The organism is Clostridium sp. JNZ X4-2, assembly GCF_054889485.1.
This window is the reverse complement of sequence record NZ_CM142685.1, coordinates 1,390,746-1,402,864: the sequence shown is the minus strand read 5'-3', so window position 1 is coordinate 1,402,864 and position 12,119 is coordinate 1,390,746. Positions and strand designations below refer to the sequence as shown.

Annotated in this window: 12 protein-coding genes; all 12 read right to left on the bottom strand. The window is 34.5% G+C overall.

Annotation, left to right across the window (positions count from 1 at the left end; genetic code table 11):
• Position 1 precedes the first annotated feature (1 nt).
• The 12 genes from der to pgeF all read right to left on the bottom strand — a co-directional run bounded on the left by der (position 2) and on the right by pgeF (position 12,032).
• Complete coding sequence (gene der / locus ACYUJ6_RS06770) at positions 2 to 1,318, bottom strand: ribosome biogenesis GTPase Der (RefSeq protein ID WP_461845068.1); 1,317 nt, start codon at positions 1,316 to 1,318, stop codon at positions 2 to 4.
• 3 nt (positions 1,319 to 1,321) lie between these two features.
• The gene (locus tag ACYUJ6_RS06765; protein WP_461845067.1) at positions 1,322 to 2,656 is read right to left on the bottom strand and encodes a DUF512 domain-containing protein; all 1,335 of its coding nucleotides are present in this window, start codon (positions 2,654 to 2,656) and stop codon (positions 1,322 to 1,324) included.
• Between the two features lie 41 nt (positions 2,657 to 2,697).
• A complete protein-coding gene (locus ACYUJ6_RS06760) occupies positions 2,698 to 3,693 on the bottom strand; it encodes an inorganic phosphate transporter (RefSeq protein WP_461845066.1) in 996 nt (331 codons plus the stop codon).
• Positions 3,686 to 4,309 carry a DUF47 domain-containing protein gene (locus ACYUJ6_RS06755; protein ID WP_461845065.1) on the bottom strand — a complete coding sequence of 208 codons (624 nt, stop codon included), beginning with the start codon at positions 4,307 to 4,309 and terminating at the stop codon, positions 3,686 to 3,688. The genes ACYUJ6_RS06760 and ACYUJ6_RS06755 overlap by 8 nt, the downstream gene beginning before the upstream one ends.
• 130 nt (positions 4,310 to 4,439) lie before the next feature.
• On the bottom strand, positions 4,440 to 5,096 hold the full coding sequence (gene phoU, locus ACYUJ6_RS06750; protein WP_461845064.1) for a phosphate signaling complex protein PhoU: 657 nt from the start codon (positions 5,094 to 5,096) through the stop codon (positions 4,440 to 4,442).
• A gap of 33 nt (positions 5,097 to 5,129) precedes the next feature.
• Positions 5,130 to 5,879, bottom strand: a complete 750-nt coding sequence (pstB, locus tag ACYUJ6_RS06745; protein WP_461845063.1) for a phosphate ABC transporter ATP-binding protein PstB — start codon at positions 5,877 to 5,879, stop codon at positions 5,130 to 5,132.
• 12 nt (positions 5,880 to 5,891) lie between these two features.
• Positions 5,892 to 6,779 (bottom strand): phosphate ABC transporter permease PstA, encoded by an 888-nt coding sequence (pstA, locus tag ACYUJ6_RS06740; RefSeq protein WP_461845463.1) that lies wholly within the window; start codon positions 6,777 to 6,779, stop codon positions 5,892 to 5,894.
• Entirely contained in the window at positions 6,779 to 7,672 is an 894-nt protein-coding gene (gene pstC, locus ACYUJ6_RS06735; protein WP_461845062.1) for a phosphate ABC transporter permease subunit PstC, read from the bottom strand. Before pstC ends, pstA begins: the two co-directional genes overlap by 1 nt.
• A gap of 79 nt (positions 7,673 to 7,751) precedes the next feature.
• Positions 7,752 to 8,648, bottom strand: coding sequence for a phosphate ABC transporter substrate-binding protein (locus tag ACYUJ6_RS06730; protein ID WP_461845061.1), 897 nt, complete (start codon positions 8,646 to 8,648; stop codon positions 7,752 to 7,754).
• Positions 8,649 to 8,811: 163 nt separating this feature from the next.
• The gene (gene pnpS / locus ACYUJ6_RS06725; RefSeq protein ID WP_461845060.1) at positions 8,812 to 10,533 is read right to left on the bottom strand and encodes a two-component system histidine kinase PnpS; all 1,722 of its coding nucleotides are present in this window, start codon (positions 10,531 to 10,533) and stop codon (positions 8,812 to 8,814) included.
• A 17-nt stretch (positions 10,534 to 10,550) separates the two neighbouring features.
• On the bottom strand, positions 10,551 to 11,249 hold the full coding sequence (locus ACYUJ6_RS06720) for a response regulator transcription factor (RefSeq protein WP_461845059.1): 699 nt from the start codon (positions 11,247 to 11,249) through the stop codon (positions 10,551 to 10,553).
• 57 nt (positions 11,250 to 11,306) lie between these two features.
• A complete protein-coding gene (pgeF, locus tag ACYUJ6_RS06715; RefSeq protein ID WP_461845058.1) occupies positions 11,307 to 12,032 on the bottom strand; it encodes a peptidoglycan editing factor PgeF in 726 nt (241 codons plus the stop codon).
• Between the last annotated feature and the right edge of the window lie 87 nt (positions 12,033 to 12,119).

The following is a 12,119-nucleotide window of genomic DNA, read 5'->3' as shown; positions in this document are numbered from 1 at the left end:
TTTAACCCTTCCTTTCTCTAAACTCAAATTTTATTCCAGTACCTGTAAAATCGAAGCTGTCCCTCAATTGGTTTTCTATATATCTTTCATAAGAAAAATGAATACAATTAGGATCATTTACAAAAAACACAAAAGTGGGAGGTTTACTTCCAATTTGAGTAACATAATATATTTTTAATCTTTTATTTCCCACAACTGGTGGTTCCTTCATCATAACTGCCCTGCTTATGATGTCGTTTAATACTCCAGTCTTTATTTTCTTGCAATAATTTTCATAACACATCTTTACTGTTTGAAGTACTTTATGCACCCTCTGTCCTGTCTTTGCAGATATAAACAGATAAGGGGCATAGGTCATAAATGAAAGACTTTTACCTATTTTATCCTTATATGCATTTGTAGTCTTGGTATCTTTTTCTACCAAATCCCATTTATTGATTATAACCATGATGGATTTATTCAATTCATGTGCATATCCTACTATCTTTTCATCCTGTTCACTTATATCATGAGTAGCATCCAGCATAAGCACACATATGTCTGCCCTTTCTACTGCTGTATACGTCCTTATAACACTGTATTTTTCCACTTCTTTTTTTACTTTGCTTTTTCTCCTGATACCTGCTGTATCTATCAATATAAATTTACCTTCTTCTGTGTCAAGGTAACTGTCCACAGCATCTCTGGTAGTACCTGGAATTTCACTTACAATTACTCTTTCTTGTCCCAATAATTTATTCACAAGAGAAGATTTTCCAACATTTGGTTTTCCTATGAAAGCTATTTTTATATATTCATTATCTTTGTCCTCATTGCCGTCATCGGGGAAATTTTCCACCACCTTATCCAGCATATCACCAAGTCCCAATCCCTGAGATGCTGAAATTGCTATCGGATCTCCTATTCCCAAATTATAAAACTCATAGGCACCATCTTCCTGTTTTACACTATCTATTTTATTTACCACCAGCACTACTGCCTTTTTGCTCTTTCTAATCATCTGGGCTACCTCTTTATCAGAAGCAGTAAGCCCCTCTTTTCCATCTACTATAAATATGATTACATCAGCAATTTCCACTGCCATCTGTGCCTGTCTTCTCATCTGGAGGGATATTATGTCATTATCCTCTGGTTCAATCCCCCCTGTATCAATTATGGTAAAATTATATTTTAACCATTCTGCTTCCGCATATACCCTGTCCCTTGTAACTCCAGGCGTGTCTTCCACTATGGATATTCTCTTTCCGGCTAATTTGTTAAACAATGTGGATTTTCCCACATTAGGTCTTCCCACTATAGCTACTATTGGTTTTCCCATTAATTACTTCACCTCACTATTTTCATTTATAATTTGTATTAGATCCCTACCCGTATAATCACATACAAATATTTTCCTTTTTAAAATTTTTTCCAAATCTTCCAAGGCCACGTCATCCAAAAATACCCTGTCTTCTGATTTAGAGGATTCATATCCTTTTCTAAGCATGCATTCCGGTATTATTACATACTTTCCCAAGTTTTCATCTTGAAGTTGTTCTATTATATCTTCTGCTGTAATAAGTCCTGCTACAGTTATAGTATTACCAAAGAATTTATTTATTATCTTTTTTACATTTATCACAAGATTTGAATTCTTATTTACTATTTTATCAGCAGCTTTTTTTATATCATCATATGCCAAGTCCCCTGTTAAAAAGGTAAAAGAACCCTTTACATTCATTTTCAAATTCACAATTTCCCTGTCTATATTATCCCTAAAAAGTCTTACCATGCCCACACCATCTTCCAATTGCTTGTATCCACTGTAGAAATTGGAATCCGGTACCTTCATGAATGAAACAAGGTAAAACTCATCAGAAAGCCTTACAAAAGGAAATCCTGTTTCCGCTATGTATTTATGCTGAAGTTCTTCTGCAACTTTCAATTGTTTTCCTGCAGAAATCCTGTTATACTGCTTCAACTTAAAAAGGCCCCGCCTATATTTTGTAACTCCTACAGGTACTGCTGCAACATTTTCAACACCAGGGTACAACTTATATAAATCCTCTACAGTATTTCGAAACTCCATTCCATCATTTACACCAGGGCACAATACTATCTGGCAATTTACTTTTATTCCATTTTCAGTAAGTCTTTTCAGTAAACCATATATATTCCCTGCAAATTTATTATTGATCATCCTTATTCGCAGTTCAGGATTGGTGGTATGCACGGATACATTTATTGGACTGATTTTATACTTAATTATCCTGTCTATATCCCCTTCAGTAATATTTGTAAGGGTTACAAAATTTCCCTGAAGAAAAGCCAGTCTGGAATCATCGTCCTTAAAATAAAGAGTTTTTCTCATTCCCTTTGGCAGCTGATCTATAAAACAAAAAATACAATTATTATGACAGCTTCTAGGTTTATCCAGAATCATCTCTTCAAACTCCACTCCCAGATCCTCATCATATTCCTTTTCTATCTCAAGCTCCCATATTTCTTTATTCCATTTTTCTATTTCTATTTTTACATATTCATCGCTTATTAAAAATTTATAATCTATTATATCTTTAACTTCATTACCATTAATGGATAAAAGGCAATCTCCTATTTCTATTCCCATTTCTTCTGCAATACTTCCAAACTTCACTGCCTTAACTTTATTTTTCATTTATATAACTCCTATTTAAATTAAATATTTGCTATAACCCCTTAAAACATCCCCAATAAAAATACAAGAATTCCTGAAATGACAGCACAACTAGGTATGGTAAACAACCAGGTCATAACTATATCTTTTGCTACAGCCCACCTTACTGCTGAAAATCTTCTGGCGGAACCAACCCCCATTATTGCTGTTGTTATTATATGAGTTGTACTAACGGGTGCATCAAACATGGTAGCTGTAAATATTACTGCTGAAGCCCCCATTTCTGCTGAAAAACCATTTACCGGTGCCATTCTGGCCATCTTAGAGCCCATGGTTTTTATTATCTTTTTTCCTCCAAGACTTGTGCCCAATGCCATGGACAGCGCACAGCATACCTTTACCCACAAAGGTACTGAAAATTTATCAAGAAATCCGGCACTCACCAGGGTCATAGTTATTATTCCCATAGTCTTTTGAGCATCATTTCCGCCATGGTTCAGGGCTATTAACATAGCTGAAAATATTTGAGCCTTGGAAAAAATTTTTGTCACCGTACGCGGTTTGGTATTTTTCAATATCATGTTCATTATATTCATAAATACAAATCCTATTATAAATCCTATTATTGGTGATAATATTAGCCAGAGTATGACTTTCCAAAAAAGTCCCGACCAGTTGATTATTAGAAAAGAGCTTTTATAAACAATAGCAGAGCCAACTAGCCCTCCTATAAGCGCATGAGAAGAACTGCTTGGTATTCCAAAATACCAAGTTATTAAATTCCATATTATAGCCCCCATTAAGGCAGCTATGATTACTTCCTGGGTAACATCATTTGGATTTACTATGCCGCTGCCCACAGTTTCAGCAACTTTTACACTCATAAAAGCTCCTATAAAATTTAGGGAAGCTGACATTACCACGGCTTCTTTCATGGTCAACACTCTAGTGGATACACAACAGGCTATAGCATTGGCACTATCGTGAAAGCCATTTATAGTATCAAATATTATTGCAATTATAACTATTATTATGGTTAAAGTCAAGGCATTAAGCATTTTTCATTACTACTCCTTCAATAACATTTGCCAGATCCTCACAGGCATCCAATGTATTCTCAAGATATTGATATATTTCTCTCCATTTTATAACATCTATAACTTTCATATTTGATCTGAATATATCTCCAATAGCTTTCCTTGAAACCACATCTCCTTCCTCTTCTATCCTGTTTACATCTATTATCATCTGAGGAAGTTTTTTACTTGTCTTCATATTTTTCAATTCTTCCATTATCACTATTATTTCCTCACAGCATTCAACTATCATATGACTCAAATTGGCAGCTTCTTCAGTGCATTTATTTACGTTGAGCATAACAAATCTACTGGCAGTAGATTCTATAAAATCAATAATATCATCCATATCCTTGGCTATAATATATATGTCCTCTCTATCAAAAGGAGTAATAAATGTCTTATTTAACTGCTCTAATATTTCATGTTGTTTTCTATCTCCTTCATGTTCTATTTTCTTTATCATCTTTAGATTTTTTTCTGAATCCTCCAAGTTGTCCAAAAAGTTCAGCAGCGATTTTGAAGCCCTGTAGGCAATATTCGCCGTTTGAACAAAAAATTCATAAAACTTATCTTCTTTTGGAGTAAAAGTAAACATTATGTACCTCCTAATTATTGAAAATATTCGTTTTCGACCTAATAAAGTATAACATAAAAAAAGCAAAAATTAAATAAAAAAAAGTCCTAAGTATTGTGTACTTAAGACTTAAAAATCTCATATATATGCTTTATTCGTTCAAATCTTTCTGCTCTCCCGTAACTAAATATATGGTTCCCTCACATATATTTGTGACATGATCTGCTATTCTCTCCATATACTTGCACACAAACACCAACTGGATCATCTGGTTTGCCTTGCTTTTATCTGTTTCCGCAATTTTAATCATGTCGTTAATTACATTTTTAAATAGTTTGTCTATTTCATCATCCATTTTACAAGCTTCATAAGCTTTATCCAAATCTCTGTGTACATATGAATCCAGTGCCATTTTTATCATTTTATCGACTATATCCGACATTTGAGGTATATCTATCAATCTTTTCACATATTTTTCGTTTTTTAGCCTCAAAGTTATTTTAGCTATATCCACCGCATGATCTGCCATTCTTTCAAGATCCATTATAAGTTTGGAATTTGTAAATATTGTTCTTAAATCTATGGCAAGAGGCTGTTCTTTTGCCGTAACCTTTATACATTTATCTTCTATTTTCTTTTGCAAATCATCTACCAAATCATCATTCTTTATAGTTTGCATAGCTAATTCTTCATCTTGATTTACCAGCGACTCTATACATTGGTGAATTTGTTTTTCAACTATACTTCCCATTCTAAGCACATCATTATGAATTTCCTTTAATGCATAATCAAATGCTTTTCTTGTCATAATCCATCACCTCTTTTAAATTATTAATAAATTTTATCCAAATCTTCCCGTAATGTAATCCTCTGTTCTCTGATCCTTTGGTTTATAGAAAATTTTTTCAGTTTTATCATCTTCAACAACTTCACCATTTAAAAAGAAAGCAGTATAATCAGATATCCTTCCTGCCTGCTGCATATTATGTGTCACTATTATTATAGTATATTTTTTCTTTAATATATCCATAAGTTCCTCTATTTTAAGAGTAGATATAGGATCAAGTGCAGATGTAGGTTCATCCATTAAAAGCACATCCGGTTCAACTGCAAGAGTTCTGGCTATGCAGAGCCTCTGCTGCTGTCCTCCTGAAAGTCCTAATGCATTTCTGTTTAATCGGTCTTTAACCTCATCCCATATAGCTGCACCCTTTAAACTATTTTCCACCAGCCCATCCAGTTCATTTTTATTTTTTATTCCGTGTATCCTGGGACCATATGCTACATTGTCATATATGGACATTGGAAAGGGATTAGGACTTTGAAACACCATTCCAATCCTCTTTCTCAAATCTATCACATCATAATCACTGTATATATCCTTATTCTCAAATAGTACCTTTCCTTCAATTCTAACTGAATCTATTAAATCGTTCATTCTATTTAAAGTTCTCAAAAATGTGGATTTTCCGCATCCAGAAGGTCCTATCAGCGCTGTAACTGAATTTTTTTCAACACTTAAATTCACTTTTTTAAGAGCTTGAACAGCTCCGTAATATAAATCAAGATTTACAGTCTGTATTATATACATTAGTTCTCCTCCCTATTTTTTACCTGTATAGGATTCATATATTTTTTTGCCTATTATTCGTGCTAAAAAATTAAATAACAGTACCATGATCACCAGAACTGCAGAAGCCTTGTTGGCTATTTGTGCTGCATCAGGCACCATTCCCTCTGAATTAAGCTTCCATATATATACCGCCAGACTTTCTGCCGGTCTCATTACGCTAAATGCCGACCCCTTATCTATTAGACTTATATATGAAAAATTTAATTTAGGAGCACTCATGCCTGCTGTATATAAAAGAGCTGCTGCCTCTCCAAATATCCTGCCTGCTGCAAGTATTATGCCTGTTAAAATTTGTGGTATTGCCGATGGAAGAACAACTTTTGATATAGTCTGCCACCTTGTTGCGCCAAGTCCGAGACTTGCTTCTTTTACAGAAAATGACGCTGCAGTTATGGCGTTTTCACTTACCCTGGTCAAAGCGGGCAAATTTAAAACCGATATGGCAAGAGCTCCTGATAAAAGGGTAAATCCCCATTGGGTGATATTTACAAATATAAGAAGCCCGAACAATCCAACTACAATAGATGGAAGGGAGGCCATAGTCTCTATACACAACCTAATTGCATTTAAAAACATACCTTTTTTAGCATATTCAGCCAGATATATACCGGCTCCTATCCCAAAAGGTACACTTATTAAAAGTGCCACCAAAAGCATATAAAAGGAGTTGAAAAGCTGAGATCCTATTCCTCCTCCTGCTTCTCCAAATTTTTCATTTCCAAATAAAAAAGAGGGCTTAAAGAATCCTATTCCCTTAAACAATATATACCCTATCAAGGCAGCCAGAAGCGCTATTACCAAAAATGCTATACCATAAAAAACTCCGGTCCAAACTTTGTCTTTTATTTTGGCATTCATCATTTTATTTCACTCCTTCTTCCTATAGCCCTTATTACTAAAATAAACATAAATGAAATTATTAAAAGAAACAATGCCAAAGACCACAGTGCATCATTCCATGCAGTTCCAGATACAGTGTTTCCCATATCCATGGTTAAAATACTTGTCAATGTAGCTGTAGGGCTCAAAAGATCTTTGGGAAATTTTATTGTATTGCCTATTACCATCTGCACTGCAAGAGCTTCTCCAAAAGCCCTGGCAAGCCCCAGGACCACTCCTGTAAGTATTCCATTTTTAGCTGAAGGAACTATTACTCTGGATATGGTCTGCCATCTAGTTGCACCAAGCCCATAGGATGCTTCCGTATAAGCTTTGGGAATGGTTTTTACTGCATCCGCCGATATACTTGCTATAGTCGGCAATATCATAATACTAAGCACCAATATTCCTGCAATTAAGCTAAATCCAATACCGCCAAAGCTCCTCTTCAAAAACGGAAGGAGTACGCTGAAGCCAACCCATCCATATACCACTGAGGGTATACCTACAAATAATTCCAGGGAGGGCTGTAATATCCTGGAACCTATTTTAGGGGATATATAATGCATAAATACAGCCAGGGTTATACTTATTGGTGCACTTATTATAACTGCTCCTATGGAAACCAATATAGAACCTGCAAAAAATATAGCAGCACCAAGTTTAGGACTACTGCTATCGGGAATCCACCTGGATGTAAACAGAAATTCTGTTACAGGATATCCTCTCTTTACAAAGGTATCTATGCCTTTTGAAGTTATAAAAATTATTATGCTCAAGGTAAGAATTATTATTATAACACCGCAGAGTGTTGCAAATCCTCTTCCTATATATTCATTCTTCATTTTCTTCCAGAATAATTTTTTGCCCATATTCACCAACCTCAACATTATATTTTAATGGCCGACTGTTTCTACAGTCAGCCAAAACAAACATCTAAAGAAATATTTTTTATTTCATATCACTCATTGGTATATATCCAAGTTTCTTTATTGTATCTGTATTTTCACTGCTGAGTACATAATCTATATAAGCTTTTGCCACACCTTTTGCCTCTCCTTTTGTATACATGTGTTCATAAGACCAGAAGGGATATTTTTTTGCAATTATATTTGAGGAATTAGCTTCCACTCCTTCTATTTTCAGGGCTTTCACATTTGTTTTAACTGCATCTGTCAAATATGAAAGTGCTAAATAACTTATTGATCCATCTGTTGTCTTAATGGCATTTTCCACATTCCCATTTGAATCCTGAGTTGTGCCAAGACCTTCTTTTTCATCCTTTCCGCCCATTACCGTATCTTTAAATGTAGCCCTTGTTCCAGATGACTTAGTTCTGTTTATTACATTTATTTTCATGTCATCTCCCCCTACATCCTTCCAGTTTGTAATCTCCCCGGTAAATATTTTCTGTATCTGATCTTTTGTTAAATCATCAATTTTTACATCAGGGTTTACCACTACTGCAAATCCTATAGCACAAACTTTGTGGTCAACAAGCTGTTTTGCCTTGCTTGCATCCAATTTTGATTCTGCCGTTACATCAGAATTTCCTATATCTGCAGTTCCCTGAAGTGCTAAATTCAATCCCGTGCCGCTTCCTCCTCCTTGTACATTAACTGTGGCCTTGGTATTTTTTTGTGAAAATGTCTTTCCAATTTGTTCTGCCAGAGGTTGAAGTGCTGTGGATCCTGCAAGTGTTATAGAACCTGATATATTCTTGCTACTATCATTTGTAGTGTTTCCTTCACTGCTATTACCTTTACTTCCGCCACAGCCTGCAAGAGCTCCTGTTGCCAACACAACAGCTATGGCTAGTATAAGGCCTCTAAAACCTTTTTTTCTCATAACGCTATAGACCTCCTCAAAATTTAATATGTAACATTTCTTGCTGATTACTACATTATTTATAATATCCCACCAACGTTAATGTATTATTATATTAACGTTAATTAAAATTAACATACAAAAATAGACAGCTTTAATTTTATTTAAATGCTGTCTTTTTTGATCATGTATCTAAATTTTTATTTGAATCTACGGGAATTCTTACCGTAAACCTACTGCCTTTTCCAACTTCACTTTCAAGTTCTATAGTTCCATCAAATCCCAAAACTATATGTTTTACTATAGCAAGTCCCAATCCAGTTCCTCCTGCACTTCTAGATCTAGCTTTATCCACCCTATAAAACCTTTCGAATAACCTTTCCTGATGTTTTTCTGAAATTCCCACTCCATTGTCTTCCACAGAGATTAAATAACTGCCATCACTAACATCTGTGCTAACCTTGACTGTTCCTCCATTATCAGTATATTTTACTGCATTATCTATTAAATTTATAACCATCTGCTTGAACCTATCCGGATCCCCCGCTATATTTGGTGCTTCACATAGTGTTTTTTGGATTTCTATATGTTTTTTTTCTGCGGAAGCTTTCATCATACAGCATATATCCTCTATTATGTGATTTGCTTCTATTATTACAGATTCATCCATTTCATTGTTTTCTATATGTGACAGTGTCAAAATATCATTTATCAATCTGGTAAGTCTGTCCGCCTCATCGTCTATTATATTTAAAAACCTATTCTTATCCTCTTCATCTTCCACATATTTTAACGTTTCCGCAAATCCCTTTATGGAAGTAAGAGGTGTTTTCAGCTCATGAGAAACATTGGCTACAAATTGGGATCTCATATTTTCTAATTTTTTCATATCAGTTATATCCTGCACTACGGCCACCTTTCCTATTCTTTTACTTCCATTAATAATGTAGGCTCTCTTTATCCTTAAAATTTTTTCTCTGGGCCAGAGTATTTTAATCTCCCTGTAATTGTCCTCTTCACTTTTAAATACATCCTCCAATTCAAAATCCCTTATTTCATCCATCAGGTCTTTTCCTATTATATCTTTATGGATTCCAAATATCCTCTTTGCATAGGGATTTATCATTATTATCCTGTAATCCATATCCACAGCTATTACACCGCTGTCCATACTTTTAAGTATGGCCTCCAGCTTATTGTGCTTATCCACTGAATCCTCCAGTGTAATCTGAAGTTTATCAGCCATATTATTGAAAGTTTTAGCAAGCTGCCCTATCTCGTCACTGGATTTAATTCTCACCCTGTTGCCAAAATTTCCACTAGCTATACTGGAAGTAGCGTGCTGGAGCTTTTCAATAGGTCTGACTATTGATTTTGAAAGTTTTTCCGCAAACAACACCGAAAGCAATATGGAAAAAATCATTATAATTATATAATATTTAAGGTAATTGCTTTCAAACCCTTTAATTGCCTTCATGGTAAGTGCACTTCGTATTATGTAGCCATCTCCAAATACAGTGGCAAAATACAATGTTTTCTTATTTGTAGTATCACTGAGCCTAATATCATAACCCGTTCCATTTCTTCTGGCTTCCTGTATTTCTTTTCTTGAATTGTGATTGCCCATACTTCCCTCTGAAGCTACTGAATCGCTGATCACCTTCCCACTTTTATCTATAAGAGTCTCTCTTATAATTGTATTTTTAAACTTTTTTACAGAAAAACTGCTTTTATTCTCTGATATCTGATATTTTATTACGTCTATTATAATTTGATTATTTAATTTCAAAGTCTGTTCCATATTTTCAATATACTCACGATTTTCAATAACTACAAACAATAAGGTGGTTATAAACATACTGAATATAAGGGTACACAACATGGAGATCATCAATTTTTTTTTCATCTTATCACCATCACCGCTTATTCCTCCGGATTGAATCTGTAACCAATGCCGCGAATGGTTTCTATGTATTTGGGCTTACTATCCTGAGCCTCTATTTTTTGTCTCAAATGCCTTATATGTACATCTATGGTTCTAGTTTCTCCAACATATTCATATCCCCATACCTTATCCAGCAAAAAATCCCTGGTCATAACCCTTCCCTTGTTTTCTACAAGTATTTTTAAAAGTTCAAATTCCTTCAGTGTCAACTCCACCTTGTTCCCATTCTTGATGACTTCATGCTTTTCAAAATCTACACTTATATCCCCAAATTTATAATTTTTATCTACAACCTTTATGTCAGTCCGCCTGAGAACGGCTTTAACCCTGGCTATAAGCTCTCTTATAGAAAAAGGTTTTGTTATATAATCATCTGCTCCAAGTTCAAGACCCAATACTCTGTCAAACTCCTCTCCCCTGGCAGTTATCATTATTATAGGTGTGGAAGATATGACAGCACTGTCCTTTCTTATTTCTTTACAAACCTCATAACCATCTAACTCTGGGAGCATAACATCCAGCAAAATAAGATCAGGTTTTTCTTTTTTTGCAATCTTTAATCCATTTAATCCATCACCTGCCACAACAACCTTATATCCATTCTTCTTAAGATTAAATCCAATAAGTTCACAAATATGTTCTTCATCATCTACTATCAATATTTTTTTCTGTGACATAATATTGCACCTCCGTGATACAGTTAATGATTATTAACAAGCTGCATTATACAACTGTTAGTCCTCTTCAGCAAGTGGATTCAAATAAATAAATGAAAACATTCTTCCCGTATTTTTATCTCTTCTGTAGGAATATAATTGGAATTCATCATTACATGCCGTACAGATATCCAGATAATTTATATTTTTTTCTTTAACTCCTTTTTCCTGTAGTTGATACAATATGCACTTTTTTAAATCCAAATTTATACCCTCAGATATATCTTTACCTCTGTAAAAAGATGAATTTTTAAATTTATCTATCAATTCTTCTCCCACCTCATAACAGCAACTGTGAATATGAGGTCCTACACATACCTGCAAATTCTCCGGTTTACTTTTAAAATCTCTTTTAAGTTTTTCAATTGATTTAGAAACAATGCACGCTAGTGTTCCCTTCCATCCACTGTGAACTGCAGCTATTACTTTTTCTTTTTCATCATATATAAGTACCGGAACACAATCCGCATTAAAAACTCCTACAGCCGTATAGGGCTTATTTGTAATTATGCCATCTCCATCCTCCATATTATTATTATAATCAATAACTTTACATCCATGTACCTGATTCAAATACCCTACATTCTTTAATTTAAACCAGTTTTTTAGGTTTTCAATATTTTTTCTTCCTTCATCCTCTGCCTTATTAAAATTCAAGTCGCCCTTAGATGTGGAAAATACTGCTTTTGCTCCTTTAAGATCTACACTTATAAATTCATATGGTCCAATCGAAATTTTTTTCATATTACCCTCCAAATTAATTTTATTCGAAGGCTGCTTCCATTGCTAAACACCCCCACTTGATAATGTGGAGGATAAGCACTGCTGCTG